At 66.9% G+C, this 26588-nt stretch carries 25 protein-coding genes; 12 read left to right on the top strand and 13 right to left on the bottom strand.

Annotated elements, in window-relative coordinates; translation table 11 throughout:
• Nucleotides 1-4 precede the first annotated feature (4 nt).
• Nucleotides 5-2089 (top strand): type IV pilus assembly protein FimV, encoded by a 2085-nt coding sequence (locus AC07ZS_RS19940; RefSeq protein WP_494800269.1) that lies wholly within the window; start codon nt 5-7, stop codon nt 2087-2089.
• Nucleotides 2090-2158: 69 nt separating this feature from the next.
• Here AC07ZS_RS19940 and AC07ZS_RS19935 read toward each other — a convergent pair whose 3' ends face one another.
• The 3 genes from AC07ZS_RS19935 to lexA form a co-directional block, all read right to left on the bottom strand.
• Nucleotides 2159-3166 carry a D-2-hydroxyacid dehydrogenase family protein gene (locus tag AC07ZS_RS19935; protein WP_494800268.1) on the bottom strand — a complete coding sequence of 336 codons (1008 nt, stop codon included), beginning with the start codon at nt 3164-3166 and terminating at the stop codon, nt 2159-2161.
• 70 nt (nt 3167-3236) lie between these two features.
• Nucleotides 3237-3605 carry a hypothetical protein gene (locus tag AC07ZS_RS19930; RefSeq protein ID WP_494800267.1) on the bottom strand — a complete coding sequence of 123 codons (369 nt, stop codon included), beginning with the start codon at nt 3603-3605 and terminating at the stop codon, nt 3237-3239.
• A 139-nt stretch (nt 3606-3744) separates the two neighbouring features.
• Nucleotides 3745-4431 carry a transcriptional repressor LexA gene (gene lexA / locus AC07ZS_RS19925; RefSeq protein ID WP_494800266.1) on the bottom strand — a complete coding sequence of 229 codons (687 nt, stop codon included), beginning with the start codon at nt 4429-4431 and terminating at the stop codon, nt 3745-3747.
• A 133-nt stretch (nt 4432-4564) separates the two neighbouring features.
• Here lexA and AC07ZS_RS19920 point away from each other — a divergent pair, with 133 nt between their 5' ends.
• The 3 genes from AC07ZS_RS19920 to AC07ZS_RS19910 are packed head-to-tail and all read left to right on the top strand — an operon-like array spanning nt 4565 to nt 6441.
• Nucleotides 4565-5521, top strand: coding sequence for an asparaginase (locus AC07ZS_RS19920; protein ID WP_494800265.1), 957 nt, complete (start codon nt 4565-4567; stop codon nt 5519-5521).
• A 4-nt stretch (nt 5522-5525) separates the two neighbouring features.
• On the top strand, nt 5526-5945 hold the full coding sequence (locus AC07ZS_RS19915) for a hypothetical protein (protein WP_494800264.1): 420 nt from the start codon (nt 5526-5528) through the stop codon (nt 5943-5945).
• A 10-nt stretch (nt 5946-5955) separates the two neighbouring features.
• A complete protein-coding gene (locus tag AC07ZS_RS19910; protein WP_494800263.1) occupies nt 5956-6441 on the top strand; it encodes a DUF6152 family protein in 486 nt (161 codons plus the stop codon).
• A gap of 63 nt (nt 6442-6504) precedes the next feature.
• Here the strand turns inward: AC07ZS_RS19910 and adk are convergent, their stop codons facing one another.
• The 6 genes from adk to AC07ZS_RS19880 form a co-directional block, all read right to left on the bottom strand.
• Nucleotides 6505-7161, bottom strand: coding sequence for an adenylate kinase (adk, locus tag AC07ZS_RS19905; protein WP_494800262.1), 657 nt, complete (start codon nt 7159-7161; stop codon nt 6505-6507).
• A 154-nt stretch (nt 7162-7315) separates the two neighbouring features.
• Nucleotides 7316-8101 (bottom strand): 3-deoxy-manno-octulosonate cytidylyltransferase, encoded by a 786-nt coding sequence (kdsB, locus tag AC07ZS_RS19900; protein ID WP_494800261.1) that lies wholly within the window; start codon nt 8099-8101, stop codon nt 7316-7318.
• Nucleotides 8098-8304 carry a Trm112 family protein gene (locus tag AC07ZS_RS19895; protein ID WP_291117088.1) on the bottom strand — a complete coding sequence of 69 codons (207 nt, stop codon included), beginning with the start codon at nt 8302-8304 and terminating at the stop codon, nt 8098-8100. Before AC07ZS_RS19895 ends, kdsB begins: the two co-directional genes overlap by 4 nt.
• Nucleotides 8305-8341: 37 nt before the next feature.
• The gene (gene lpxK, locus AC07ZS_RS19890; protein ID WP_494800260.1) at nt 8342-9412 is read right to left on the bottom strand and encodes a tetraacyldisaccharide 4'-kinase; all 1071 of its coding nucleotides are present in this window, start codon (nt 9410-9412) and stop codon (nt 8342-8344) included.
• 19 nt (nt 9413-9431) lie between these two features.
• Complete coding sequence (locus tag AC07ZS_RS19885; RefSeq protein ID WP_494800259.1) at nt 9432-9866, bottom strand: ExbD/TolR family protein; 435 nt, start codon at nt 9864-9866, stop codon at nt 9432-9434.
• A complete protein-coding gene (locus AC07ZS_RS19880; protein ID WP_494800258.1) occupies nt 9863-10510 on the bottom strand; it encodes a MotA/TolQ/ExbB proton channel family protein in 648 nt (215 codons plus the stop codon). The genes AC07ZS_RS19885 and AC07ZS_RS19880 overlap by 4 nt, the downstream gene beginning before the upstream one ends.
• Before the next feature lie 357 nt (nt 10511-10867).
• Here AC07ZS_RS19880 and xseA point away from each other — a divergent pair, with 357 nt between their 5' ends.
• The 3 genes from xseA to AC07ZS_RS19865 all read left to right on the top strand — a co-directional run bounded on the left by xseA (nt 10868) and on the right by AC07ZS_RS19865 (nt 15340).
• Nucleotides 10868-12166, top strand: coding sequence for an exodeoxyribonuclease VII large subunit (gene xseA, locus AC07ZS_RS19875; RefSeq protein ID WP_494800257.1), 1299 nt, complete (start codon nt 10868-10870; stop codon nt 12164-12166).
• A 119-nt stretch (nt 12167-12285) separates the two neighbouring features.
• Nucleotides 12286-12867, top strand: a complete 582-nt coding sequence (locus tag AC07ZS_RS19870; protein WP_494800256.1) for a superoxide dismutase — start codon at nt 12286-12288, stop codon at nt 12865-12867.
• 235 nt (nt 12868-13102) lie between these two features.
• Nucleotides 13103-15340: an NADP-dependent isocitrate dehydrogenase gene (locus tag AC07ZS_RS19865; protein WP_494800255.1), complete on the top strand. Its 2238-nt coding sequence runs from the start codon at nt 13103-13105 to the stop codon at nt 15338-15340.
• 34 nt (nt 15341-15374) lie between these two features.
• Here AC07ZS_RS19865 and AC07ZS_RS19860 read toward each other — a convergent pair whose 3' ends face one another.
• The gene (locus tag AC07ZS_RS19860) at nt 15375-15824 is read right to left on the bottom strand and encodes a DUF192 domain-containing protein (RefSeq protein ID WP_494800254.1); all 450 of its coding nucleotides are present in this window, start codon (nt 15822-15824) and stop codon (nt 15375-15377) included.
• Nucleotides 15825-15920: 96 nt separating this feature from the next.
• On the opposite strand from AC07ZS_RS19860, the gene icd reads away from it, so the two are divergent.
• A complete protein-coding gene (icd, locus tag AC07ZS_RS19855) occupies nt 15921-17180 on the top strand; it encodes an NADP-dependent isocitrate dehydrogenase (protein WP_494800296.1) in 1260 nt (419 codons plus the stop codon).
• A gap of 29 nt (nt 17181-17209) precedes the next feature.
• Nucleotides 17210-17617, top strand: a complete 408-nt coding sequence (locus AC07ZS_RS19850) for a SirB2 family protein (RefSeq protein ID WP_494800253.1) — start codon at nt 17210-17212, stop codon at nt 17615-17617.
• On the opposite strand, the gene AC07ZS_RS19845 is transcribed toward AC07ZS_RS19850, so the two are convergent.
• Nucleotides 17588-19867 carry a nitric-oxide reductase large subunit gene (locus AC07ZS_RS19845; RefSeq protein WP_494800252.1) on the bottom strand — a complete coding sequence of 760 codons (2280 nt, stop codon included), beginning with the start codon at nt 19865-19867 and terminating at the stop codon, nt 17588-17590. The two genes, AC07ZS_RS19850 and AC07ZS_RS19845, sit on opposite strands and share 30 nt — an antisense overlap.
• Nucleotides 19868-19881: 14 nt before the next feature.
• Complete coding sequence (gene ytfE / locus AC07ZS_RS19840; protein ID WP_494800251.1) at nt 19882-20559, bottom strand: iron-sulfur cluster repair protein YtfE; 678 nt, start codon at nt 20557-20559, stop codon at nt 19882-19884.
• A gap of 152 nt (nt 20560-20711) precedes the next feature.
• Between ytfE and norR the strand changes: the two genes are divergently transcribed.
• The 3 genes from norR (at nt 20712) to clpA (ending at nt 25238) form a co-directional block, all read left to right on the top strand.
• Complete coding sequence (gene norR / locus AC07ZS_RS19835; protein WP_494800250.1) at nt 20712-22247, top strand: nitric oxide reductase transcriptional regulator NorR; 1536 nt, start codon at nt 20712-20714, stop codon at nt 22245-22247.
• A 204-nt stretch (nt 22248-22451) separates the two neighbouring features.
• Nucleotides 22452-22811 carry an ATP-dependent Clp protease adapter ClpS gene (gene clpS, locus AC07ZS_RS19830; RefSeq protein WP_494800249.1) on the top strand — a complete coding sequence of 120 codons (360 nt, stop codon included), beginning with the start codon at nt 22452-22454 and terminating at the stop codon, nt 22809-22811.
• A gap of 90 nt (nt 22812-22901) precedes the next feature.
• On the top strand, nt 22902-25238 hold the full coding sequence (gene clpA, locus AC07ZS_RS19825; protein WP_494800248.1) for an ATP-dependent Clp protease ATP-binding subunit ClpA: 2337 nt from the start codon (nt 22902-22904) through the stop codon (nt 25236-25238).
• A gap of 69 nt (nt 25239-25307) precedes the next feature.
• Here the strand turns inward: clpA and AC07ZS_RS19820 are convergent.
• A partial coding sequence (locus tag AC07ZS_RS19820; RefSeq protein WP_494800247.1) for a helicase HerA-like domain-containing protein occupies nt 25308-26588 on the bottom strand: 1281 nt, incomplete at its 5' end.

The following is a 26588-nucleotide window of genomic DNA, read 5'->3' as shown; positions in this document are numbered from 1 at the left end:
CAACGTGCGCCAGACATGGACAGGCTGTATTTTGCTATTAACTGCCCTGGGCAGTTCGGCGGCCACGCTGGGGCGGCACAGTGGCGCAGCCGTCATCGGACAGCCTCTCGATATCCGGGTCCAGGTTCTGCTCGCGCCGGGTGAGGATCTCGCCACCCAGTGCCTCAACGCCGACGTCTTCTACGGCGACACACAGGTCGCCCCCAACCTGGTGCGCAGCACGCCCCAGAAGGCCGAGCCGGAATCCTCGGTGCGCATCCAGTCCCGGCAGCCGATCAACGAGCCCATCGTCACCTTGTATGTGCGTGCCGGCTGTGGCACCGCCTTCACCCGCCGTTTCGTGTTGCTGGCCGATCCGCTCAACGAGCCGGTTGGCTCGGCTGATCGCTCCCCTGGCCCTGCAGCCGTGGCGCCACCTGCAGCGGTGCAGGCCGCACCCGCGCGCTCTGGCGCTGATGCCACCGGCAGTGCACCAGTTCGGTCACCCGCCACGGCACCGCCGGCAACGCGGCCCGCGGCCAAACCTGCCGCGAAACCGGGTACGGTCGCACCGCCACGTTCGAGCAGTGTGGTGCGCCGTCCGCCGCCAGCGCCCGCTGCAGCGCCCCGACTGCAGCTCGACCCCATCGAACTGGATGCCGGTATCGAGCGCGATCCGACGCTCAAACTCTCGCCCCTGCTGCTGAGCGAGCCCGGAGCCTCGGAGGAGGCCCGAGCCGCCGCCGGACTGCTCTGGAAATCCCTCAACGCGCCGCCGGAAGACATCCTGCGCGACGCCCAGAAACTCGCGGCGCTGGAGGCGGAAGCCGAGCAACTGCGCAAGGCCGGTGCCCAGAGCCAGAACAGCATCGGGGAACTGAGCGCCCAACTGAATGAGGCCCGCGATCAGCGTTACCGCAACTGGCTGGTGTACCTGCTGGGGGCGCTGCTGTTGCTGGCGCTTCTGGCGCTGCTGATGGCGTCGCGCCGCCGGCCAGCCCAGGCGGGGTCGGACGCCTCGCGGGCGTGGTGGTCCGCGGCGCCGGAGGACAAGGTCGTTCCCGATCCGGCCCGCAAACCGGGCCAGGCGGCCTCGGTGGCCACGATGCCTGCGCCCGTTGGCATGGGTCTGGACCTCGATCTGGACCGGGATTCCTCGCTGGATGAGCTTAAGCGCCTGAGCGGTGCGGCGGTTCTCGAGAGCGATGCACAGCCGGAGTCGGCGGCCGCGCTGCCCTCGCGCGACCGGCGGGATTTTTCGCCCAGCGCCCTGGGCATCTCCCGGTCGGTGGCCACGGAAGAGCTTTTCGACGTCCAGCAGCAGGCCGACTTTTTCGTGTCGCTGGGCGAGGACGAGCAGGCCATCCAGGTGCTGCGCAACCACCTGGCCGAGAGCCATGAGCCCAGTCCTCTGGCGTACCTCGATCTGTTCAAGCTGTATCACCGCCTCGGACGGCGCGAAGACTACGACGCGCTGCGCGACGAGTTCAACCACGTCTTCAACGCGGGCGCGCCGCCCTTCAACCGGTACACCGATGGCGGCCGAGGCCTTGAAGCGTATGAAACGGCCTTCAGCCGCATCCAGTCGTTGTGGCCCGAGCCCCGGGTGCTGGACCTGATCGAGGAGTCGATCTTCCGGGACGTCAGCGACGATGAGGTCGAGGTGTTCGATCTGGAGGCGTACCGCGAGCTGTTGCTGTTGCATGCGATGGCCAAGGAGCTGATCAAGCGCGAGGAGCCGTCCGCCGCGCGGCACAGCGAGTTCCGCCACACGAACATGCAGCCGCTGAAGGCCGACGGTCGACGTCCGCACGGCCCGGCGGCCAGAAAGGCGGCCGAAGAGCCCGCAGGGGGGCGGAACACGGAGCCGATGGCACTGGATGTCCTGATGCCTGCGTCGTCTCACCTCGGCCTGGACATCAACCTGAACGAACTGTCCGAGTTCTCGGCCTTCGAGGCCTCGCTGCCGGAGGTGTCGCCGCCTGTGGAGCCGACCGCCAAGGCGGCCGACGGCCAGGGCACGCCCTTGAGCAATCTGATCGACTTCGAGGTGCTGGACTTCATGCCGCCCGATGACGAGCCGGAATCGAAGCCGGGTGACCAGCGCTAAGGCCTTCTGCACCATGAAAAAACGCCGGTCGAGACCGGCGTTTTTTCATGGTGAGGACCGCGGCCGCGATCAGCGCCGGACCTGCAAGGCGCCCGGGTTGACGATGTTGGTCGGCGTGCCCTTGATGTAGTTGACCACGTTGTCGAACGCGGAAGAGAAATACATCTCGTAGCTGTCCTGCTCGACGTAGCCGATGTGAGGCGTGCAGATGCAGTTCTCGAGTCGCAACAGGGCGTGGCCTTGCAGGATGGGTTCGGACTCGAACACGTCGATCGCGGCCATGCCGGGGCGTCCCCGGTTCAGCGCGGCGATCAGCGCTTCGGGCTGGATGAGCTCGGCCCGGGAGGTGTTGACCAGCAGCGCGGTGGTCTTCATGGCGGCGAGGTCTTCATTGGTCACGCAGCCCGCGTTGTGCTCGCTCAGTCGCAGGTGCAGGCTCAACACGTCGGCCGTCTCGAACAGGGCGGCCTTGCTGGGCGCCACATCGAAACCGTCGGACGCGGCACGGGCCCGGCTTTCCTCGCTGCCCCAGACGATCACGCGCATGCCGAAGGCCCGCCCGTAGCCGGCCACCATCTGCCCGATGCGGCCATAGCTCCAGATGCCCAGGGTCTTGCCGCGCAACACCATGCCCACGCCGAAGTTGGCGGGCATGGCCGCGGCCTTGAGCCCGGCCTGCTGCCAGGCGCCATGCTTGAGGTTGGCGACGTACTGGGGGATGCGCCGCATGGCCGCCAGGATCAGGGCCCAGGTGAGTTCGGCCGTCGAGACGGGTGAGCCGACGCCCTCGGCCACCGCAATGCCTCGCTCGGTGCAGGCGTTGACGTCCACATGCCCGCCCACACGACCGGTCTGGGCGATCAGTTTGAGCCTGGGGAGTTTTTCAACCAGTTGGCGGGTGATGGTGGTGCGCTCCCGGATCAGGACCAGCACATCGGCATCTCGCAATCGAATGGACAACTGCCCCACGCCCTTGACCGTGTTGGTGAAGACTTTGGCCGGGTAGGGCTCCAGTTTCTCGGCACACCGCAGTTTGCGCACAGCGTCCTGATAGTCATCAAGGATCACAATATTCATGGCCCTATTGTGCCTTCACCTCCCAGGCTCTCCGGACCGTTGACCCCTGGTTACAAGCGCGCGCGAGGTCTTATGCAGCGCGCGTGGACAGCAGGCGTTCCTGGTCGGCCAGTCGATCCAGCTCGGCGCACACGTCATTGATGCGGCCCGAAATCACCAGCCTCACACCGGCCCGATGCGCTGCCGCGGGACCGGTCTGCTGCAGCACGCGGACACGGGGTGCCGGGGCAGTCGCCGGCGGCACCGCCCGCAAGACCGGTGGCGTGCTGGCGGGGGAGCGGCCACGCTTGAGCCAACCCGCGCGCGCAAAGCGCTGCGCCGTTCGCGTCAGCACGGGCTCGTTGGCGGCCGATGTCTGGCGGATGGCGGGAGAGGGCAGCCAGCTGTCGATCAACTGCAAAGGGGCGCGCCACGTGTTGGTGTTGAAAAGTTTTCCCATGCGAAACTCCATTGGTGGGGTTGAACACAGGCAGGATTGCGAAATCAAACGCCTTCGCAGGGATGTGCCCTCGGGGTGGCTTGCGCACCCGAGAGGACCAAACGCCCGCCACCTGCTGAGGCGATACCGACCGGAACGGTCAGAGTTGGAAGCTGTTGCGGATCAGGCCCACGGCGAGCCCTTCGATTTCAAAGGGTTCGCCCGGCTCGACGACGATGGTCTTGTAGTCGGGGTTTTCCGCGTGCAGCTCGATGAGGTGCTGGCGCCGCATGAAACGCTTGACGGTGACGTCGTCACCCAGGCGGGCCACCACGATCTGGCCGTTCTTGGCTTCTTTCGTGGCCTGCACGGCGAGCAGGTCGCCGTCCATGATGCCGATGTCGCGCATGGACATGCCGCGGACCTTGAGCAGGTAGTCGGGCGTGCGCTGGAACAGGCTGCGCTCGACCTGGTAGGTCTGGTCCACGTGCTCTTGCGCCAGGATGGGGGAGCCGGCGGCCACGCGGCCGATCAGGGGCAGCACCAGCTGGGCCAGGCCGGGGATCGGCAGTGTAAGCTGGCGTGCACGCGAGTTGTTGATGGACTGCAGGTCCTCGCTGCGCAGGCGGATGCCGCGCGATGTGCCACTGACCAGCTCGATCACGCCCTTGCGCGCCAGCGCCTGCAGATGTTCTTCCGCGGCGTTGGCCGACTTGAACCCGAGCTCGCTGGCAATCTCTGCGCGGGTGGGCGGTGCGCCGGTGCGCGCGATCGCCGTCTGGATCAATTCCAGAATCTGCTGTTGCCGGGCGGTGAGCTTTGGTGCGGTGTGGGGCAGGTCAAGCATGAGAACCTCGTCAGGAACGTGGTGGCCAGAGGGGACGCCGTCTGGGAAAGCCGGTGCAGCGCGGGGAGCGGCTGGTACCTGTTTTCTTATCCAGTGGCTGTATTTTTAACCAGTTTTCAAGGAATGGCAAGTGGTGGAAGCAAATCAGGGCCGGCGGTTGGTGATCCTGGGCACCGGGGGCACCATCGCCGGGCGCGCTTCGGTGGCCGGCGACAACGTGGGCTACGTGGCGGGGCAGGTGGGTGTGGCCGATCTGGTGGCGGCGGTGCCGGCACTGGCGGGACTGCCGCTGGACGTGGAGCAGGTGGCCCAGATCGACAGCAAGGACATGGGACTGCCCGTGTGGCAGGCGCTGGCGCAGCGGCTGCAGGTGCATCTGGACGACCCGCAGGTGTCGGCGGTGATCGTGACGCATGGCACCGATACGCTGGAAGAGACGGCGTTCGTGCTGCAGCATCTGCTGCAACCCGCCAAGCCTGTGGTGCTGACCTGCGCGATGCGCCCGGCTTCCGCACTGGTGCCCGACGGCCCCCAGAACCTGGCTGACGCGGTGGCCGTCGCGCAGCAGGCGCAGGCCGGGGTGGTGGTGGTGTGCGCCGGGCAGGTGCACGGCGCGCTGGAGGTGGCGAAGGTGCACACCTACCGGGTGGATGCCTTTGACTCCGGGGATGCGGGACCGCTGGGCTGTGTGGAAGAGGGGATGCTGCGCCGTTTCCGGGCCTGGGGTGCCCCCGTGGCGCGCCACGCCGCGTGGATGGAGCGCTTCCTGGCGGCCAAGGCCTTGCCCCGGGTCGAATTGCTGACCAGCCACGCCGATGCGGATGGTGGTCTGGTGCAAGCCGTGATGGCGGCGGGCGCTTCACGCCCCGTGCAGGGCATCGTGGTGGCCGGCACGGGCAACGGCACTGTTCACCAGGCGCTCACGGAGGCGTTGAAGGCGGCGCAGGCACAAGGGGTGCGCGTGGTGCTGGCGACGCGCTGTGCGCGGGGCCGGGTGGTGCCGCACGCGGGCCTGCCATTCGGGCATTCGGCCGGGCTGTCGCCGGTCAAGGCGAGGCTGGCGCTGGCGCTGGACCTGCTGATGGATTGACGGGATGTTCGCCGCGCTCGGTGCCCACGCCTGGGCGTACCCCATGCTGGAGGTGGCCCACCTGTTGGGGGTGGCGCTGCTGCTCGGCAACCTGACGCTGCTGGAGCTGCGGGTGTTCGGGTGGGGAGCAAGCCTCCCTGTGGAGCCGTTGGCCAGGATGAGCCTGGGCCTGGTGGCGGTGGGCTTCGGGCTGGCGGCCGCGTCGGGCCTTCTGATGTTCGGTACCCAGGCCGGGGAACTGCTGGCCAATCGGGTGTTCACAGCCAAGATGGTGTTGATCATGCTGGCGGGGTGCAACGCCGGCTGGTTCCACGCCCGCCGATCGCTGCAGCGCCAGGACCGCACCGCGCGGCTGCTGATGTTGCTGTCGTCGGCCTTGTGGCTGCTGGTGCTGACCTGCGGCCGTTGGATCGGTTACGTGTGACGCGAAGGAGATGGCCATGCAACGACGTGAGGTGATTCAGGGCGGGGCGCTGCTGGGGCTGAGCGCCTGGGCAGGAGCGGCGGCGGCCCACCACGGCTGGAGCAGCTTCGACCAGGACCGGCCGATCTATCTGGAGGGGCGGGTGGTCGACGTGAAGTGGCGCAACCCGCACGCGGAGCTGGTGCTGGAGTTGCCCGAGAACCTGCGCCTGCCCGCCGATCTGGCCCAGCGCGTTTTGCCGGCCCAGACGGCGGGCATCGACGGGGCCGCTTTGCTGGCGAAAACCGTGCTTCCCACGCGCCGCGACCGGCGTTGGGAGATCGAGCTGGCGCCGCTGTTCCGGCTCGGGCAATGGCAGATGCCCGAAGTCAAGACCGGCGCGGTGTTGTCCACCGTGGGCTTTGCCTTCAAGGACGAGAAGGGCGAGGCGATCCTGCGCGCGGAGTATGTGTTTCTGGACGGCAAGGCCTACGGCCTGCGCTCCAGCCCGGCCTGACCCCTGAAAGCAGAACACCCGGCACGGGGCCGGGTGTTCGGTGCTGAAGGAAGCCGGTGTGGCTTACTTCGACAGTGCCTCGAAAGCGCGTGCCGTGATGTCGTCCACCGAGCCCATGCCGCTGATGGCGCGGTACTTGGGCGCGGCGGCCGCGTCGGTGCGGGCCCAGCTGCTGTAGTAGTCCACGAGCGGACGGGTCTGTGCGCTGTAGACCTCGAGCCGCTTCTTCACGGTCTCTTCCTTGTCGTCCTCGCGCTGGATCAGCGGTTCGCCGGTCACGTCATCCTTGCCGGCCACCTTGGGCGGGTTGAACTTGACGTGGTAGGTGCGGCCCGAGGCGGGGTGGGAGCGGCGGCCGCTCATGCGCTCGATGATGGCGTCGAACGGGACGTCGATTTCCAGCACGTAGTCCAGCTTCACGCCGGCGGATTTCATGGCGTCGGCCTGCGGAATGGTGCGCGGGAAGCCGTCGAACAGAAAGCCGTTGGCGCAGTCGGACTGGGCAATGCGTTCCTTGACGAGGTTGATGATGAGGTCGTCGCTGACCAGACCGCCGGATTCCATCACGGCCTTGGCCTGCAGGCCCAGGGGGGTGCCCGCCTTCACCGCTGCGCGAAGCATGTCACCGGTGGAGATCTGGGGGATGCCGTACTTTTGGCAAATGAACGTGGCTTGCGTTCCTTTGCCGGCACCCGGGGCGCCCAAAAGAATCAGTCTCATCGCTTTCCTTTTTCAGAGTTTCAATGGCGTGGCCGCTTGTCTCGAGCGGCCGCCCCGGGGCGTGGGAGCCAGGGCAACCGACCGAGGATAGCACGGGCACCCTTCGCTCTGGCTGACAGAAAAAGGCCTCGCCGCCGCCCCGCAGGCCGCCAAATCAGGGCTTGGCGAGCTGGTCGCGGACCCTCTGAAGGTCCTGCGGTGTGTCCACCCCGGGGCCCGGGGCTTGGGCCGTCACATGCACCGCGATGCGGTGGCCATGCCACAGCACGCGCAGCTGTTCGAGCGACTCGGTGGCCTCCAGCGTGGAAGGCTCCAGCAGGGGAAACTGCCGGAGGAAGCCAGCGCGATAGGCGTAGATGCCAACATGGCGCAGCGGGGCCGGGGTGGGCAGCGCCCCCATGGGCTGGCCGGGCGCCATGCCGTCGCGCCACCAGGCGATCGGTGCGCGGCTGAAGTACAGCGCCGTGCCCGCCCGGTCCAGCACCACCTTGACCACGTTGGGGTTGAGGAAGTCGGCGGTGCTGTCGAGGGCGTGGGCGGCGGTGCTCATCACGCAGTCGTCCCGCCGCCGCAGTTCGGCCGCCACGGCGTCGATGAGCGCGGGCTCGATCAGCGGTTCGTCGCCTTGCACGTTGACCACCAGCGCGCCGTCGGCCAGGCCGAGCAAGGTGCAGGCTTCGGCCAGCCGGTCGCTGCCCGAGGGGTGGTCGGTGCGGGTGAGCAGGGCCTCCACGCCATGGTCGGTGCAAGCCTGGACGATGCGCGGATCGTCGGCTGCCACCACGCAGCGCGAGGCGTGGCTCTGCATCGCGCGCTGTGCCACCCGCACGACCATGGGCAGGCCGGCGATGTCGGCCAGGGGCTTGTCGGGCAGGCGCGTGGACGCCAGCCGGGCGGGAATGAGGACGGTGAAGTCGGCCGCCGGGGTGCTCAAGCTCATGCAAGCGGCGCGGGCGCCGAGGGACGCGCCGCTTCCTCTTCGCTGATCGTGCGGGCCTCGTGTTCGAGCAGGATGGGGATGCCGTCGCGCACCGGGTAGGCCAGTCGCGCGCTGCGCGAGAGCAGTTCCTGCTTGTCGCGATCGAAGATCAGGGGGCCCTTGGTGACGGGGCAGACCAGCAGTTCGAGCAGTTTGGTGTCCATGCCGGAATGATAGTCGCGCGGCGCACCCTCAAGGCATTCAGGTGCCGGGGCGCCAGCGGGCGAGATGGGCATCGACAGCCGCCAGGAACGCCGGGTCGGGGGTGAGTTCGAGCGGGATGGCCCAGGCCTGCACCGAGCCGTCCGCCGGGAGCTGGGCAAAGAGTTTGGTCGCGTCTTTCTCGGTGCAGACCAGGGTCTGCGGCGCACCGCGCAGCACCTCGACATAGGCGGCCGGTTCCGCGTGGTCCGGCAGGGGCCGCCGCGACACGGGTCCGAGCCCGCGCTTCTCCAGCATGTCGAAAAACACCTCGGGTCGGGCAATGCCCGCAACGGCGGTCAGCGCCTGGCCGTTCAGTTGGGACAGCTCGATGCGCTGCCCCTGGGGGCCGACGGCGTGCGCGGCCAGTTGCCGAACCGCCTGGAAACCGGGCATGCCCGGTGCCGCGACCGCGGTGGGCGGCGGGGCGTCGGTGCGGACCTGCCGCAGCAGGAGGTCGGGTCTGAAGCGAGACTGGCGCGCGGGTGGCCAGGGTTCGCGCAGCAGGCCGGCGGGCAGCAGCCAGCCGTTGCCCACGCCACGGTCGTCAAACACCACGATGGCGAGTTGCCGTGCCAGGGCCAGGTGCTGGAGCCCGTCGTCGCACACCAGAATGTCCACCTCCGGGTGAGCGGCGCGCAGGGCACGCCCCGCCTCGACCCGTCGGGCGGCCACGCACACCGGCACGCCGGTGCGCTGGTGGATCAGCAGCGGTTCGTCGCCCGCCTCGCTGGCGGAGGTGGTGGCGCTCACCTGGGTCACGCCGGTGGCGCTCCGGCCATGGCCGCGCGAGATCACGCCCGGGTGCCAGCCTTGGGCCTGAAGGTGGCTCACCAGCGCGATGGTGCAGGGCGTCTTGCCGGCGCCGCCGACCACCACATTGCCGACCACCACGACCGGCACATCCAGCTGGTGGACCTCTAGCAGCCCGCAGGCATACAGCCCGCGCCGAAGCGCCATGAGCCACCGGTACAGCAGGGAGACCGGCCAGAGCAGGGCGTTCAACGGGCCTCGCCGCTGTGCGAGCTGCAGCCAGGCGGCTTGCCGCATCTGCCCCTGGGCCTGGCTCATGGCGGGCACGTGGGGTGCGTCAGGATTTTCCGCGGGCAGGGGCGCCTGCCTGCTGGGTCGCAAACGTGATCTGCACCAGGCCGGCCCGGCGGGCCGCGTCCATCACATTGATGACCGACTGGTGGGTGGCGGCGGCGTCCGCACTGATGACGATGACCGTGTCCCGGTTGTCCTTGGACGCTTCGGACAGCACGCGCGTGAGCACCTCGACGCCGGCGCCTTCGAGCACCTGCCGGTTGATCGAGTAGCGGCCGTCGGCGCCCACCGCGACCACGATCTCGCTCGGGTTCTGCTTGGGCGCCTGCGCATCCGCCACGGGAAGGTTCACCTTGAGTTCGGTGAACTTGCTGTAGGTGGTCGTGAGCATCAGGAAGATCAGCACCACCAGCAGGATGTCGATGAACGGGATCAGGTTGATCTCGGGCTCATCGTGCTCACCGGTGCGGAAGTTCATAGCGTGGGCTTCCGCAGGCTCAGCAGGTGGCGTGCAAAGCGCTCGGCCGCGAGTTCCATGGACAGCAGGTAGCTGTCCACCCGGGCGCGGAAGTAGCGCCAGAAGATCAGCGCCGGGATGGCGATGATCAGGCCGAAGGCGGTGTTGTACAGGGCGATGGAGATGCCGTGCGCAAGCTGGCCGGGGTTGCCCATGCCGGGCACGGCGCCGGCGGTGTCCACCGCCTGCGAGCCGAAGATCTCGATCATGCCGATCACGGTGCCGAGCAGGCCGAGCAGGGGAGCGGCCGAGGCGATCGTGGCCAGCGCACCCAGGTAGCGCTGCAGCTTGGCAGCGGCCTCGCGGCCCGCGCCTTCCAGGCTGGCGCGCAGATCGTCTTCGGTGGCGCGCGGGTTGATGTTGTAGGTGCGAAAGCCGGTGGCGAGCACCGCGCCCAGCACCGAGTTCTGTTCGAGCTGCTTGACCACGTCCGGGCCCGGGATGCCGTTGCGCGACACCATGATGGCTTCATCGAGCAGTTTGGGCGGGAAGATCTTGCGCGACTTGAGGCTCACGAAGCGTTCGATGACCAGGGCCAGCCCGAGCACGGAACAGGCGATCAGGGGCCAGATGGGCCAGCCAGCGGCTTGTATGATGGAAAACAAATCAGGACTCCAGGCTTGTGCCACCGGACGCGGGTGGCCTTGAGGGTGCGAACGATTATGTCTCAGGCCCATCCGGGGCCCCTCGAAGGGACCGACCATTCGGCTCCCGCCTGCGCCGTCCAGCCGGTCCGGCCGATTCTTCTCCGCGATGCACAAATTCTGTGGATAACTTTGTGAAAAACTCACCCGCCATGCGTTCGAGGCCCCGTCCCGGCAGGGCCCGCGCCACTTCGATCACAAAACAGGCACCGCAAATGCCTTTGGAATCAAGGCTCTTGGCGCCATGGGGCGCCTCCGTTGGGGGTGATGCGGAAATCTCCAGCAATGGCGCGGCTTGTGGACACATTTGCCTCGGAGATGCGCTTGGCTGAATCCTTTTTTGATGCCGATCCGCCTGCTGCGCGGCGTGTGTGGGCGGTTGGCCCGCTGATGCGAGCCGTGGCCGACACCCTCTCGGCCCGGTTCAATCCCGTGGCGGTGCGGGGGGAGCTTTCCGGGTTCTCGCGCGCGGCCAGCGGCCATTGTTATTTTTCGCTCAAGGACGACACCGGCCAGGTGCGCTGCGCCATGTTCAGGCGCTCGGCCGACCAGCTGAGTTTTGCCCCGCGCGACGGCCAGTTGGTCGAGGCGCGTGGCAAGCTCGACGTCTATGGCGCGCGCGGCGACCTGCAACTGATCGTCGAGTCGCTGCAGCCCGCCGGCCAGGGCGCGCTGTTCGAGCAATTCCTCAAGCTCAAGGCCCAGCTGGAGGCCGAGGGGCTGTTCGAGGAGGCCCGCAAAAGGCCGCTGCCGGCCCAGCCGCGCAGCATCGGCATCGTCACCTCCCTGGGTGCCGCGGCCCTGCGCGATGTGGTTACCGCGCTGAAGCGGCGGGTGCCTCATATCCCGGTGGCCATCTACCCGTCGGCGGTGCAGGGCATGCAGGCGGCGGCCGAGCTGTGCACGGCATTGCAAACCGCGTACCGGCGTCATGCCGACACCGGTGAGAGCGAGGTGCTGCTGCTGGTGCGGGGCGGCGGTTCACTGGAAGACCTGTGGTCGTTCAACGACCCGGCACTGGTTCGCACCATCGCGCAGGCTCCAATGCCGGTGGTGTGCGGCGTGGGGCATGAAACCGACTTCACGCTGGCCGATTTCGTGGCCGATCTGCGCGCCCCCACACCCACGGCGGCGGCCGAGCTGTGTGCGCCGACCCAGGTGCAGCGGCAGGGCGAGCTGAGCTATCTGCAGGAGCGCCTGAACGACGGCATGTACCGCGACATCGATCAGCGCGGCCAGCGCCTGGACCGCCTGACCCAGCGGCTCGGGCGGCCGTCCGGGCGCATCCACGACAGCCAGCGGCAACTGGCCAGCCTGCAGCACGCCTTGCAACGCAGCGGTTCATTGGCCCTCCAGCGCCATCACAACGGCCTGCAGACCCTGCAGGTCAGGCTGCCGCAGGCCTTGCAGCGCGCCCTGGAGATGCAGCGGCAGCGGCTGCAGCGCGGCCAGACCGCGCTGGGCCTGCTCGATCCGCAACTGGTCCTGCAGCGGGGCTATGCCTTTCTTACCGATGAGCAGGGGATGGCCCTCACGCGCGCAGCCCAGGCCCGGCCGGGACAAGCGCTGCGCGCCACGCTGGCCGATGGCGCGCTGGACGTGCGGGTGGATGGCTGAGAAACCCTGATCGCTCTGCCGTCACCGGCCTTGCCTACAATGCGGAGGCCCGATTGCCTTGTGCCCCGCCGTCGGCGGCCAAGCGCGCCATTTCACAACACCAACGCAAGAGGAACCCCATGGAACATACCCTTCCCAAACTGCCCTATGACCTGGACGCCCTGGCCCCGCACTACAGCCGTGAGACGCTGGAGTTCCACCACGGCAAGCACCACAACGCGTATGTGGTCAACCTGAACAACCTGCAGAAGGGCACGGAGTTCGAGAACATGGACCTCGAGTCCATCATCAAGAAGTCCAGCGGCGGCATCTACAACAACTCGGCCCAGATCTGGAACCACACCTTCTTCTGGAACTGCATGAAGCCCAACGGCGGCGGTGAGCCTTCCGGCGCGCTGGCCGCGGCCATCACGGCCAAGTGGGGCGGCTACGCCGCGTTCAAGGAAGCCTTCGTCAAGTCCGCCGTGGGCAACTTCGGTTCGGGCTGGACCTGGCTGGTGAAGAAGGCCGACGGCTCGGTCGACATCGTCAACATGGGCGCCGCCGGCACCCCCCTGACCACGGGCGACAAGGCCCTGCTGACCGTGGACGTGTGGGAACACGCCTACTACATCGACTACCGCAACCTGCGTCCCAAGTTCGTCGAGACCTTCCTCGACAAGCTGGTGAACTGGTCGTTCGCCGAAGCCAACTTCGCCTGATTGCATGCGCCAGCATGAAGGGCTCGAGGGGTGACCTTCGAGCCCTTTTTGCTGTCCTGATCCCCGATTGCATGCAAATTTTTTCGCGCGTGTTTTGTATTGTGGGAATGTGATCCCAAAAACGAAGTCTTGGCACTTGCGCTGAAAGCACAATCACGGGATACCGACCACCGTATCCGCGCGACCCGCGCGGATGCCGGTCGGCGCCGTACCCAACAACCTCTGGAGATAAGCAATGAGCAGCCAGCAACCCACCATCATCTACACCCTGACGGACGAGGCCCCCTTGCTGGCCACCAGTGCGTTTCTCCCCGTCATCCGCGCCTTTGCAGCGCCCGCGGGCATCAACGTTACCACCGCCGACATCTCGGTGGCCGGGCGCGTGCTGGCTGCCTTCCCTGAGTGCCTGTCCGAAGAGCAGCGCGTCAGCGACGACCTCGCCGCGCTGGGCAAGCTCACGCTCAAGCCCGAGGCCAACATCATCAAGCTGCCCAACATCAGCGCGTCGGTGGCGCAGCTGAAGGCCGCCATCAGCGAGCTGCAGCAAAAGGGCTACAAGATCCCGGACTTCCCCGAAAGCCCGAAGACGGACGAGGAAAAAGACATCCGTGCGCGCTACAACAAGTGCACCGGCAGCGCGGTGAACCCGGTGCTGCGCGAGGGCAACTCGGACCGGCGCGCCCCCCGTGCGGTGAAGGAATACGCCCGCAAGAACCCGCACAGCATGGGTGAGTGGAGCCAGGCTTCGCGTTCGCACGTCTCGCACATGCACCACGGCGACTTCTACCATGGCGAGAAGTCCATGACCCTGGACAAGGCGCGCGACGTCAAGATGGAGCTGATCACCAAGAGCGGCAAGACCATCGTGCTCAAGCCCAAGGTCTCGCTGCTGGACCGCGAGGTGATCGACTCCATGTTCATGAGCAAGAAGGCGCTGCTGGACTTCTACGAGAAGGAGATCGAGGACGCGCGCAAGACCGGCGTGATGTTCTCGCTGCACGTCAAGGCGACCATGATGAAGGTGTCTCACCCCATCGTGTTCGGCCACTGCGTGCGCATCTTCTACCGCGAAGCCTTCGAGAAACACGGCAAGCTGTTCGATGAGTTGGGCGTGAACGTCAACAACGGCATGGTGGATCTGTACAACAAGATCACCACGCTGCCGCAGAGCAAGCAGGACGAGATCAAGCGCGACCTGCACGCCTGCCACGAAGGCCGCCCCGAACTGGCGATGGTGGATTCGGCCAAGGGCATCACCAACTTCCATTCGCCCAACGACGTGATCGTCGACGCCTCCATGCCGGCGATGATCCGCAACAGCGGCAAGATGTGGGGCGCCGACGGCCGCCTGAAGGACGTGAAGGCCGTGATGCCCGAATCGACCTTCGCCCGCATCTACCAGGAAATCATCAACTTCTGCAAGTGGCACGGCGCGTTCGACCCCAAGACCATGGGCACCGTGCCCAACGTCGGCCTGATGGCTCAGCAGGCCGAGGAATACGGCTCGCACGACAAGACCTTCGAGATCCCCGAGGACGGCGTGGCCAACATCACCGACCTGGCCACCGGCGAAGTGCTGATGAGCCAGGACGTGGAGCAGGGCGACATCTGGCGCATGTGCCAGGTCAAGGACGCCGCGATCCGCGACTGGGTCAAGCTGGCGGTGACCCGCGCGCGCAACTCCGGCATGCCCGTGGTGTTCTGGCTCGATGCCTACCGCCCGCACGAAGCCCAGCTGATCACCAAGGTCAAGATGTACCTGCACGAGCACAACACGGCCGGTCTGGACATCCAGATCATGAGCCAGGTGCGTGCCATGCGCTACACCCTGGAGCGCGTGATCCGCGGCCAGGACACCATCAGCGCCACCGGCAACATCCTGCGCGACTACCTGACCGACCTGTTCCCGATCATGGAACTGGGCACCAGCGCCAAGATGCTGTCCATCGTGCCGCTGATGGCCGGTGGCGGCATGTACGAAACCGGTGCCGGCGGCTCGGCCCCCAAGCACGTGCAGCAGCTGGTGGAAGAGAACCACCTGCGCTGGGATTCCCTGGGTGAGTTCCTGGCCCTGGCCGTGAGCTTCGAGGACCTGGGCCTGAAGAACAACAACGCCTCCGCCAAGCTGCTGGCCAAGACCCTGGACGCGGCCACGGGCAAGCTGCTGGACAACAACAAGAACCCGTCGCCCAAGACCGGCCAGCTCGACAACCGCGGCAGCCAGTTCTATCTGGCGCTGTACTGGGCGCAGGAACTGGCCGCTCAGACCGAGGACAAGGCGCTGGCCGACAAGTTCGCGCCCCTGGCCAAGGCGCTGGCCGACAACGAGAAGACCATCGTCAAGGAACTGGCCGATGTGCAGGGCAAGCCGGTCGACATCGGCGGTTACTACAAGCCCGACTTCGCCAAGCTGGAGACCATCATGCGCCCCAGCAAGACGTTCAATGCGGCGCTGGCCTCGCTGAAGGCCTGATGCAGAAAGAAGGCCACCGGAAACGGTGGCCTTTTTACTTGGTGAACGGGGCGCCGCTCAGGCGCGAGCCGGCTTTGATGCCGCGCTTGTCGAACCAGCCCTGGTGCATTTCAAGCACGTAGCGCACCGGCTTGGCCGAGCAGTGCGAGTCCAGGCTCTGGGGCTGCATGTTCGCGAGGTTGACGATGGTGCCGTCGTCGGCCACGAAAGCGGCCGTCAGCGGCAGCAGCGTGTTTTTCATCCAGAAGCATTGCCCCGAAGCCTGCTCGAACACGAACAGCATGCCTTCGTTGACCGGCATCTCCTTGCGGAACATCAGGCCCACCGCGCGCTCCTGGGGCGTGGCGGCGACCTGTGCCTGGATCAGGTGCATGCCGGCCGACAGGCCGACGCGGGGCAGCTGGAGCTGGGGCCCTTCCTGGGACCGGGCGGGCCCCGACAGCAGGAGGAACAGGCAGATCAGGGGCGTGAGCAGGCGTTTCATGCGGTGAGGCGGGTGAGTCGGTTCAGGCCCGCATTGTCTCCGAGTCTAGAATTCGCGCTCTTGTTCCCTTCCTCAGCTCTCTGGATTCCCATCGACATGTACCAGCACATCCGCGTGCCCGCCCAAGGTCAGAAGATCGCCGTCAACGCCGACATGTCGCTTCAGGTGCCTGACGAACCGATCGTGCCCTACATCGAAGGCGACGGCACCGGCCTGGACATCACGCCGGTGATGCTCAAGGTGGTGGACGCCGCTGTGGCCAAGGCCTACGGCGGCCGTCGGAAAATCCACTGGATGGAGGTCTATGTCGGCCAGAAGGCCACCCAGGTCTACGGGCCGGACGTCTGGCTGCCGACCGAAACCCTGGACGCCCTGCGCACCCACGTGGTGTCCATCAAGGGGCCCTTGTCCACGCCTGCCGGCGGTCCGTTCCGCTCGCTCAACGTGGCGCTGCGCCAGGCGCTCGACCTCTATGTCTGCCTGCGCCCGGTGCAGTACTTCGAGGGTGTTCCCTCGCCGCTGAAGGAACCCGAGAAAACCAACATGGTGGTGTTCCGCGAGAACTCGGAAGACATCTATGCGGGGATCGAGTACGAGGCCGGCTCTCCCCAGGCGCAAAGCCTGATCCGCCTCCTTCAGGACGAAATGGGCGTGACCAGCATCCGCTTCCCGGCCACCTCGGGCATCGGCATCAAGACCGTGTCCATGGAGGGCACCGAGCGCCTGATGCGCAAGGCGATCCAGTACGCCATCGACCACGACAAGCCCAGCGTGACCATCGTGCACAAGGGCAACATCATGCGCTACACGGAAGGCGGCTTCCGCGACTGGGCCTACGCGCTGGCCCGGAAGGAGTTTGGTGCGACCTTGCTCGACGGCGGGCCGTGGTGCCAGTTCCGCAACCCGAAGACCGGCCGGGACATCGTCATCAAGGATTGTTTTGCCGACGACTTCCTGCAGCAGATCCTGCTGCGTCCGCTGGACTTCTCGGTGGTGGCCACGCTCAACCTCAACGGCGACTACATCGCCGACGCGCTGGCGGCCCAGGTGGGCGGCATCGGCATCGCGCCGGGCGCCAACCTCTCCGATTCCCTGGCGTGCTTCGAGCCCACCCACGGCCCCGTGCCCAGGTTCGCGGGCAAGGACTACGCCAACCCTTGCGCCGAAATCCTCGCTGCCGACATGATGCTTCGGCACCTGGGCTGGAAGGAGGCCGCCGACGTGGTCATCGCCGCGCTGCGCAGCGCCATCGGCAGCAAGCAGGTCACGCACGACTTCGCGCGGCTGATGGCCGGCGCCACCCAGGTGAGCTGCTCCGGTTTCGGTCAGGTCATGATCGACGCGATGGAGGCGTGAAGACCACCAGGCCGGTCGCGCAGGGTCGCATGTCTCTGACAGAGTTCTACCCCTTGATCAAGGCGACCCACGTCGCACTGGCGCTGCTCAGCGGTGGGCTGTTCGCCGGGCGCGGCGTGGGCGTGCTGTGGGGCTCCGCCGCACCCATGGCGCCCGCGGTGCGCCGCGCGAGCCAGTGCATCGACACGGCCCTGCTGGCAGCGGCCTTGCTGCTGCTGATGGTGTTGCAACTCAACCCTTTCGCCACGCCGTGGCTGCTGGCCAAGCTCGTGCTGCTGGTGGCCTACATCGTCTTCGGGACGCTGGCACTCAAGCGGGCGCCCTCCCGCGCCGGCAAGGCCTTGGCATTCGCCGCGGCCCTGACCTGTTTTGCGGCGATGGTGGCGACCGCCCGCACGCACGATCCTTCAGGCTTTCTGCGCCTCCTGGGCCTGTGAGCGCGGGCGTGCCGGCGCACGGCCCCACAGCCCCAACACCACCTGCAGCGCCATCGCGACGGCGCCGCCGATGAAGACCACATCGCCGAAAGTGCGCACCCAGCGCAGCGTCTGCAGCAGGGGTTGCTGCATGAAGGCTTCACTGCGCGCATGCCACAGGCCTTCACTGACGCTGGCGTGGAACTGGAGCACCCCGATGGGCAAGAGGCTGGTGAAGATCATCAGCACCAGGCCGGCATTCAGCCCCCAGAACGCCGTCTTCATCAAGGGCTCGCTGAAGGCCTGTCCCGGCCGCAGGTAACGCAGCACCAGCAGCGTGAAGCCCAGAGCCAGGAAGCCGTAGACCCCGAACAGCGCCGCATGGGCGTGCACCGGCGTGGTGTTCAGACCCTGGATGTAGTACAGGGCGATGGGTGGGTTGATCATGAAGCCGAAGACACCGGCGCCCAGCATGTTCCAGAACGCCACGGCGACAAAGCACATGAGCGGCCAGCGCAGGTTCTCCATCCAGGCCGCGCGGGTTTTGAGCCGCCAGTTCTCCCAGGCCTCGTGGCCGAGCACGATCAGCGGCACCACTTCGAGCGCGCTGAAGCTCGCCCCGACCGCCATCACCGGTGTGGTGGTGCCGGCGAAGTACAGGTGGTGGAAAGTGCCCGGAATGCCGCCCAGCATGAAGAGCGAGGCCGAGGCCAGGCTCGCCGCCGTGGCCATGCGCACCGACACCAGCCCCAGCGTGGAGAAGATGAAGGCGAGGGCGGTGGTGGCGAAGACCTCGAAAAAGCCTTCCACCCACAGGTGCACCACCCACCAGCGCCAGTACTCCATCACCGAGAGATGGGTGCGCTCGCCATAGAACAGGCCGGCACCGTAGAACAGACCGATGGCCCCCACAGACGCGGTCAGCAGGGCGAGCAGGTTCTTGTCACCGCCCGGCTTGAGCAGGGCGGGAACCACACCGCGCAGCATCAGCACCAGCCACAGCAGGATGCCGACGTACTTGCCGATCTGCCACAGGCGTCCCAGGTCCACGTACTCATAACCCTGGTGGCCGAGCCAGAAGTTCCACTCGGGCGGCATCACCTGGGCGATCGCCAGGTAGTTGCCGGCAAAGGAGCCGACCACCACCGCGACCAGCGCCCAGAACAGCACGTCCACACCGAGCTTCTGGTGCTTCGGGTCCTGTCCGCCATGGATCAGCGGCGCGAGGAACAGGCCGGCGGCGAGAAAGCCGGTGGCGATCCAGAACAGCGCGGCCTGGATGTGCCAGGTGCGCGTGAGCGCATACGGAAACCAGCGCGAGACATCGATGCCGTAGAACTGCTGGCCTTCGACCGTGTAGTGCGCAGTGAACCCGCCGATGAACACCTGGAACACGAACAAGGCCACGACCAGGAACAGGTACTTGCCCAGCGCCCGTTGCGAGGGCGTGAGCGCGAACGTGGTCAAGGGATCGCGCGCCGGTGCGGCGGGCAGGGGGTCGTCCTGGTGGCGCAGGAACGACCAGCCCCACACCAGAAAGCCCACGCCCGCCAGCAGCACGACGATGCTGGCAACGGACCAGACGATGTTTTCTCCGCTCGGCTGGTTGCCGATCAGGGGCTCGTGCGGCCAGTTGTTGGTGTAGGTCACCTTCTGGCCGGGGCGCTCCGTGGCGGCGGCCCAGGCGGTCCAGAAAAAGAACTGCGACAACTGTTGGCGCCGTTCGGCGCTGGGCAGCGTGTTTTCCTTCATCGCGAAGTGCTCGCGGCTGGTCTGGAGCGCAGGCGCATCCGAGAACAACTGGTCGTAGTAGGCGGCGGTCTGGGCGATGGCTTGAATGCGGCGCGCCGAGAGCTTGAGCACCTGGGCCTCGTCGACGCGGTTGTGGCGGTACTCGGCCTTGAGCTGCTCGCGCAGCGCGGCCTGCGCCGGGCCGTCCAGCGCGGCGTAGGCCTTGCCCTGGGTCTGCTGCGCGGCCAGTTCGAGCCAGGCCGTCAGCTCGCGGTGCAGCCAGTCGGCTGTCCAGTCGGGCGCCTGGTAGGCGCCGTGGCCCCAGATGGAGCCCAGTTGCATGCCGCCCACCGACTGCCAGGCCGTCTGGCCGTCGAGGATGCCCTCGCGGTCGAACAGCACCTGGCCGCTGTCGCTGGTGACCTGCGCCGGGATGGGCGGCGCCTGCCGGTAGACCTCGCTGCCGTAGTAGCCCAGCAGCGAGAAGGTGACGATCAACACGCCGATCAGCGTGAACCAGAGTTTCTTGTACGGGCCCATGTGTGCCTCCGGGGTCAGTGCACGGCTGCCGGCGCGAAGCGCTCGAACAGGATGTTGTTCTCGGTGTGGATGTGCGCCATCAGGTCTTCGCGGAAGCTGCGCAGGCCGGCGTAGAGCGCGCGCCAGGTGGTGCAGGCCGCGCGCGGCGGGGTGAGGTGGTCGGTCAACTCTTCCAGGCGGCGCAGGGCGGCCCCGTGCTCGTCGTGCTCCATGCGCATCACGGTGATCGGTGCACCGGCCATCGCGCCATGCCCGCGGGCGATCATGGGAAACAGCACGTCCTCTTCCTTGCGCATGTGGCTTTCCAGCTCCTGCGCCATGGCCGAGAGGTGGTCCGCCAGGCCGCGCGGGCAGTCGGCGCGCTCGCCGTGCACCTGCTCGACCTTGCGCGCGAGGCGGATCAGTTCGGGCAACTGCTCGCGGTGCACCGCGTGGTAGCGCGTCAGGATGTGGTCCACGAGTTCCGTGGGGGAGGCGCCGTCCCAGGTGCTTGCGCCGTCGGCGGCGGCGCGGCCTTCGAGCTCGCGCAAGGCCTCGACGATGGGCGCCACCTCCACGCCCGCGGCCTGGGCGGCCGACCGCAGCGACTGGTTGCCGCCGCAGCAGAAGTCGAAGTGGTGGTCGTCGAACACGCGCGTGGCGCCGGCAATGCGGCGTGCGAGCTGTCCCAGCGTTTGGTCGATCAGTTCCATGGAGATCTCCTGCGAAGTGGTTCATGCCGGTTTGGCCTTGAACAGAATGCGAGCCGCGTGCCAGGAAAAATTCTTTATGGATCAACGATGTTTTTTGTGGGTGGTGTTTTTTACCGTGTGTGAAGTGGTTTTATGTACCATGTGCGGTATCCATGACCACATCCTTCCATCTCCTGTTGCTCACCGACCTGGTGGTCGATCTGCCGGTGGCGGTGCGCCTGCAGCGCCTGGTGGGCAGCCTGCGTGCGCACTTCGGTTGCGGCGCCGTGGCCTTGCTCAAGCTGGAGGGCGAGCACCTGCGGCCCGTGGCGGTGGACGGCCTGACGAGCGATGCGCTGGGGCGGCGTTTCCTCGTCAAGGACCACCCGCGGCTGGCGACCATCCTGCAGCGGCGCGGCGTGACGCGCTTCCACCACGACAGCAGCTTGCCCGACCCCTACGACGGTCTGATCGACGAGCGCGCCGGTGAGCCGCTGCCCGTGCACGACTGCATGGGCATGGCCTTGGACGTGGAGGGTGAGCGCTGGGGCGTGATCACGCTGGACGCCTTGCAGGTGGGGGCGTTCAATGCCCAGGCACAACGCGACCTTGCCGAACTCGCCAGCGCGATCGAGGCCGCCGTGCGCGTGACCCGGCTCGAAGCCGAGATTCGCGGGCTGCGCCTGTCCACGGGCGGGTCGCCCGCCGGTTCACAGGCACCACGAGAGGAGAGCGAGCTGGTGGGGCAGAGCGACGCCATTGCGCACCTGCTTCACGAACTCCAGGTGGTTGCCGATTCCGAATTGCCGGTGCTGCTGCTGGGCGAGACCGGTGTGGGCAAGGAACTGTTCGCGCACCGGTTGCACCAGCTGTCGCGGCGCGCTGCCAAGCCGCTGGTCCACGTGAACTGCGCGGCCTTGCCGGAGTCGCTGGCCGAAAGCGAGCTGTTCGGGCATGCGCGCGGCGCGTTCTCCGGTGCGGTGAGCGACCGGCCGGGCCGTTTCGAGGCGGCAGAGGGCGGCACCCTGTTTCTGGACGAGGTCGGCGAGCTGCCCCTGTCGATCCAGGCCAAACTGCTGCGCACGCTGCAGAACGGCGAGATCCAGCGCCTGGGCGCGGACCAGCCCCGGCGCGTCAACGTGCGGGTGATCGCGGCCACCAACCGGAGCCTGCGCGACCACGTGCGCGACGGCTCTTTCCGGGCCGACCTGTACCACCGGCTGTCGGTCTATCCCATCCCGATCCCGCCGTTGCGCGAGCGCGGCAACGACGTCCTGCTGCTGGCCGGGCGCTTCCTGGAGCTCAACCGCGCGCGCCTGGGCCTGCGCAGCCTGCGGCTGTCCGTGCAGGCGGAGGACGCGCTGCGCCGCTACCGGTGGCCTGGCAATGTGCGCGAACTCGAGCACGTGATCAGCCGGGCCGCGCTCAAGGCCGTCAGCCGGGGAGCGGACCGCAAGGACATCGTGACGTTGGAGGCGGACATGCTGGACCTCGATGCCCTCGTGGTGCCCCCCGGCGAGACCTTGCCGGTGGCGGTGCTCCCCGCGAGGGCGGCGCCGATGAACGACCTCATCGAGGATTGCCAGCGCCAGGCGATCCGGCAGGCCCTGGCGGCGCACCAGGACAACTGGGCGGCGGCCGCGCGGCAACTGGCGCTGGACCCCAGCAACCTGCACAAGCTGGCGCGGCGGCTGGGCCTCAAGAAATAGGGAAGGCCCAAGCCTGGGAAGAAGCTCACGAATGCCGCCCAACTCGGTGGTTTTCGCGCGGGCTTTCGCTTCACAATGAGGCATGGCTGATGCTGGTTGCCACACCCCGCGTCGACCCGATGGCAACGCTGTTTCGGGCCGCTGGAGCGCTGTTGTATTCCCGCACGGTGCGGCGGTGCAATGCGCACCGCTAGAATCATTTTCATGGCCACCCAGAACCCCAAGAAACCACCCAACCCTGTCGTCTCTCCCCCCAGCACGGGCGCAGACGACTCGGTGGTGCTGGAACGGCGCGCGCAGCGCACCCAGCCCCCTCAGATGTTCCAGGTGGTGTTGCTCAACGACGATTTCACGCCGATGGAGTTCGTGGTTCACGTCATCCAGGAGTTTTTCAGCAAGGACCGGGAAACCGCCACCCAGATCATGCTCAAGATCCATCTGGAAGGAAAAGGCATCTGCGGCGTGTATTCGCGCGATGTCGCCAGCACCAAAGTGGATCAGGTGCTTCAGGCCGCCCGGGCGGCAGGGCATCCGCTGCAATGTCTGAGTGAACCGGTTGAATAAATCCGAATCCACCCCATCTGAGACCCAGTCTTCCCTTTTTGAACCCAGACGATTGCCTCTTCGATCACCCCAGCCCAAAGGACGTGCCCCATGATTGCCCAGGAACTTGAAGTCAGCTTGCATATGGCCTTTGTCGAGGCTCGGCAGCAGCGGCACGAATTCATCACGGTGGAGCACCTGCTGCTCGCGCTGCTGGACAACCCCAGCGCCGCCGAGGTGTTGCGCGCCTGCTCGGCCAACATCGACGACCTTCGCAAATCCCTGACGAATTTCATCAAGGACAACACCCCGCAGGTCGCCGGCACCGACGAGGTGGATACCCAGCCCACGCTGGGTTTCCAGCGCGTCATCCAGCGCGCGATCATGCACGTGCAGTCCACCGGCAACGGCAAGAAGGAAGTCACCGGCGCCAACGTGCTGGTGGCCATCTTCGGCGAGAAGGACTCGCACGCCGTCTACTACCTCCACCAGCAAGGCGTGACGCGCCTGGACGTGGTGAATTTCATCGCCCACGGCATCCGCAAGAGCGACCCGCCCGAGCCCACCAAATCGGGCGAAAGCGCGGCCGAGAACGAGGAAGCCAGTGAAGCCAAGGGCAACGAGAAAGCCTCGCCGCTGGAGCAGTTCACCCAGAACCTGAACCAGATGGCCAAGGACGGCAAGATCGATCCGCTGATCGGCCGCGAGTACGAGGTCGAGCGCGTGATCCAGATCCTGTGCCGCCGCCGCAAGAACAACCCGCTGCTGGTGGGCGAAGCCGGTGTGGGCAAGACCGCCATCGCCGAGGGCCTGGCCTGGCGCATCACCCAGGGCGACGTGCCCGAGATCCTCGCCGAGTCGGCCGTGTACTCGCTCGACATGGGCGCGCTGCTGGCGGGCACCAAGTACCGCGGTGATTTCGAGCAACGCCTCAAGGGTGTGCTCAAGTCGCTCAAGGACCGGCCCAACGCCATCCTGTTCATCGACGAGATCCACACGCTGATCGGCGCGGGTGCCGCGTCGGGCGGCACGCTGGACGCGTCCAACCTGCTCAAGCCGGCGCTTTCCAGCGGCCAGCTCAAGTGCATCGGCGCGACCACTTTCAGCGAATACCGTGGCATCTTCGAGAAGGACGCCGCCCTGTCGCGCCGCTTCCAGAAGGTGGACGTGGTCGAACCGACCGTGCCGGAAACGATCGAGATCCTCAAGGGGCTCAAGAGCCGCTTCGAGGAGCACCACAGCGTGAAGTACGCGGTGGCGGCCCTGCAGGCGGCGGCCGAGCTGTCGGCCAAGTACATCAACGACCGCCACCTGCCCGACAAGGCCATCGACGTGATCGACGAGGCCGGTGCGGCGCAGCGCATTCTGGCGCCCTCCAAGCGCAAGAAGACCATCGGCAAGGCCGAGGTCGAGGAAATCGTGGCCAAGATCGCCCGCATCCCGCCGGCGAACGTGTCCAACGACGACCGCAGCAAGCTGCAGACGCTGGAGCGCGACCTCAAGAGCGTGGTGTTCGGCCAGGACAAGGCACTGGAAGTGCTGGCGTCGTCGGTCAAGATGGCGCGCTCGGGCCTGGGCAAGGCGGACAAGCCGATCGGTGCCTTCCTGTTCAGCGGCCCTACCGGCGTCGGCAAGACCGAAGCCGCGAAGCAGCTGGCCTACATCATGGGCATCGACCTGATCCGCTTCGACATGTCGGAGTACATGGAGCGCCATGCCGTGAGCCGCCTGATCGGTGCGCCTCCCGGCTACGTGGGCTTCGACCAGGGCGGTCTGCTGACCGAGGCGATCACCAAGAAGCCGCACTGCGTGCTGCTGCTCGACGAGATCGAGAAGGCGCACCCGGACATCTTCAACGTGCTGCTGCAGGTGATGGACCACGGCACCCTGACCGACAACAACGGACGCAAGGCCGACTTCCGCAACGTCATCATCATCATGACGACGAACGCGGGCGCCGAGACCATGAACAAGGCGACCATCGGCTTCACCAACCCGCGCGAAGCGGGCGACGAGATGGCCGACATCAAGCGCCTGTTCACGCCCGAGTTCCGCAACCGCCTGGATGCGACGGTCAGCTTCAAGGCGCTGGATGAAAACATCATCATGCGCGTGGTCGACAAGTTCCTGCTCCAGCTGGAGACGCAACTCGCCGAGAAGAAGGTCGAGGTCACGTTCACCGACGGGCTGCGCAAGCACCTGGCGAAGAAGGGCTTCGACCCGCTGATGGGCGCGCGCCCGATGCAGCGCCTCATTCAGGACACGATCCGCCGTGCCCTGGCCGACGAGCTGCTGTTCGGTCGCCTGACCGAAGGCGGGCGCCTGACGGTGGACATCGAGACCAAGCAGGACGAGGCGGGCAAGGAAACGCACGAAGTCGCGCTCGACATCCAGCCCCTGTCGAAGAAGGAAGGCAAGGCCCGGCCCGAAGAAGCCACGGCCGGCTGAGCGTTGCAGCCGCCACATGAAAAAGGCCCGGGATGACCGGGCCTTTTTTCTTGGGTGAACCCGTCGGGGTCAGCGCTTCCTGCTGCCGCCCAGCAGGCCACCGAGCATGCCGCGCACGAGCTGTCGGCCCAGGCCGCTGGCCACGCTGCGGGCGGCGGTTTTGGCCATGGTCTGCACCAGTCCGTCGTACTGCCCGCCGCGCGGGCCGGTGCGGCCGAACAGCGCTTCGTTGACCAGGTTGCCGAAGCCGCCGCTGTCGGCCGGCGCCTGCTGCTTGTCGGCGCCGGGAATGCGGGGCGTCTTCGCGGGCGCATCGGCGGGTTCTTCCGCGCCGCGCTGGCCCGCGTGCTGGGCGAACATCTCGTAGGCGCTCTCCCGGTCCACCACCTTTTCGTACACGCCGGCCACCAGCGAGTTTTGCCGCAGTTGCTGGCGCTGGGCGTCGGTGATGGGGCCCAGCTGGCTGCCCGGCGGCACCACGAAGACGCGCTCGGTTTCGCTCGGGCGGCCCTTGGGGTCGAGCAGGCTGACCAGGGCCTCGCCCACGGCCAGTTCGGTGATGGCGGCCTCGATGTCCAGCCCGGCCTTGGGGCGCATGGTCTGGGCGGTGGATTTCACGGCCTTCTGGTCCCGTGGCGTGAAGGCGCGAAGCGCGTGCTGCACGCGGTTGCCCAGCTGGCCGAGCACGCTGTCGGGGATGTCCAGCGGGTTCTGCGTCACGAAATAGACGCCCACGCCCTTGGAGCGCACCAGCCGCACCACCAGCTCGATGCGCTCGATCAGGACCTTGGGGGCCTCGTTGAACAGCAGGTGGGCCTCGTCGAAGAAGAAGACCAGCTTGGGCTTGTCCGGGTCGCCGATTTCGGGCAGGGTCTCGAACAGCTCCGACAGCATCCACAGGAGGAAGGTGGCATACAGGCGCGGCGCGTTCATGAGCTTGTCGGCCGCCAGCACGTTGATCACGCCCTTGCCGTCCACCGTCTGCATGAAGTCGCTGATGTCGAGCATGGGCTCGCCGAAGAACTTGTCGCCGCCTTGCTGCTCCACCTGCATCAGTCCGCGCTGGATGGCCCCGATGCTGGCGGCGCTGATGTTGCCGTACTCGGTGGTGAACTGCTTGGCGTTGTCGCCGATGTGCTGCAGCATGGCCCGCAGGTCTTTCATGTCGAGCAGCAGCAGGCCGTTGTCGTCGGCGATCTTGAACACCAGGTTGAGCACGCCGGCCTGGGTGTCGTTGAGGTTGAGCATGCGCGCGAGCAGCAGCGGGCCCATGTCGCTGATGGTGGCGCGCACCGGGTGGCCCAGCTCACCGAAGACGTCCCACAGGGTGGTGGGGCAGGCCTGGGAGGC

The organism is Hydrogenophaga sp. GW456-12-10-14-TSB4 (assembly GCF_059424305.1).
The sequence above is the reverse complement of the archived record's forward strand: the minus strand, read 5'-3'. Positions and strand labels throughout refer to the sequence as shown.

Coding starts and splice junctions, on each gene's coding strand:
- AC07ZS_RS19935 (WP_494800268.1), bottom strand. CDS start 3,166: ATGAATATTGTGATCCTTGATGACTATCAGGACGCTGTGCGCAAACTG.
- AC07ZS_RS19930 (WP_494800267.1), bottom strand. CDS start 3,605: ATGGGAAAACTTTTCAACACCAACACGTGGCGCGCCCCTTTGCAGTTG.
- lexA (WP_494800266.1), bottom strand. CDS start 4,431: ATGCTTGACCTGCCCCACACCGCACCAAAGCTCACCGCCCGGCAACAG.
- AC07ZS_RS19915 (WP_494800264.1), top strand. CDS start 5,526: ATGTTCGCCGCGCTCGGTGCCCACGCCTGGGCGTACCCCATGCTGGAG.
- AC07ZS_RS19910 (WP_494800263.1), top strand. CDS start 5,956: ATGGCCATGCAACGACGTGAGGTGATTCAGGGCGGGGCGCTGCTGGGG.
- adk (WP_494800262.1), bottom strand. CDS start 7,161: ATGAGACTGATTCTTTTGGGCGCCCCGGGTGCCGGCAAAGGAACGCAA.
- kdsB (WP_494800261.1), bottom strand. CDS start 8,101: ATGAGCTTGAGCACCCCGGCGGCCGACTTCACCGTCCTCATTCCCGCC.
- AC07ZS_RS19895 (WP_291117088.1), bottom strand. CDS start 8,304: ATGGACACCAAACTGCTCGAACTGCTGGTCTGCCCCGTCACCAAGGGC.
- lpxK (WP_494800260.1), bottom strand. CDS start 9,412: ATGAGCCAGGCCCAGGGGCAGATGCGGCAAGCCGCCTGGCTGCAGCTC.
- AC07ZS_RS19885 (WP_494800259.1), bottom strand. CDS start 9,866: ATGAACTTCCGCACCGGTGAGCACGATGAGCCCGAGATCAACCTGATC.
- xseA (WP_494800257.1), top strand. CDS start 10,868: ATGCGCTTGGCTGAATCCTTTTTTGATGCCGATCCGCCTGCTGCGCGG.
- AC07ZS_RS19870 (WP_494800256.1), top strand. CDS start 12,286: ATGGAACATACCCTTCCCAAACTGCCCTATGACCTGGACGCCCTGGCC.
- AC07ZS_RS19865 (WP_494800255.1), top strand. CDS start 13,103: ATGAGCAGCCAGCAACCCACCATCATCTACACCCTGACGGACGAGGCC.
- AC07ZS_RS19860 (WP_494800254.1), bottom strand. CDS start 15,824: ATGAAACGCCTGCTCACGCCCCTGATCTGCCTGTTCCTCCTGCTGTCG.
- icd (WP_494800296.1), top strand. CDS start 15,921: ATGTACCAGCACATCCGCGTGCCCGCCCAAGGTCAGAAGATCGCCGTC.
- AC07ZS_RS19850 (WP_494800253.1), top strand. CDS start 17,210: ATGTCTCTGACAGAGTTCTACCCCTTGATCAAGGCGACCCACGTCGCA.
- AC07ZS_RS19845 (WP_494800252.1), bottom strand. CDS start 19,867: ATGGGCCCGTACAAGAAACTCTGGTTCACGCTGATCGGCGTGTTGATC.
- ytfE (WP_494800251.1), bottom strand. CDS start 20,559: ATGGAACTGATCGACCAAACGCTGGGACAGCTCGCACGCCGCATTGCC.
- norR (WP_494800250.1), top strand. CDS start 20,712: ATGACCACATCCTTCCATCTCCTGTTGCTCACCGACCTGGTGGTCGAT.
- clpS (WP_494800249.1), top strand. CDS start 22,452: ATGGCCACCCAGAACCCCAAGAAACCACCCAACCCTGTCGTCTCTCCC.
- clpA (WP_494800248.1), top strand. CDS start 22,902: ATGATTGCCCAGGAACTTGAAGTCAGCTTGCATATGGCCTTTGTCGAG.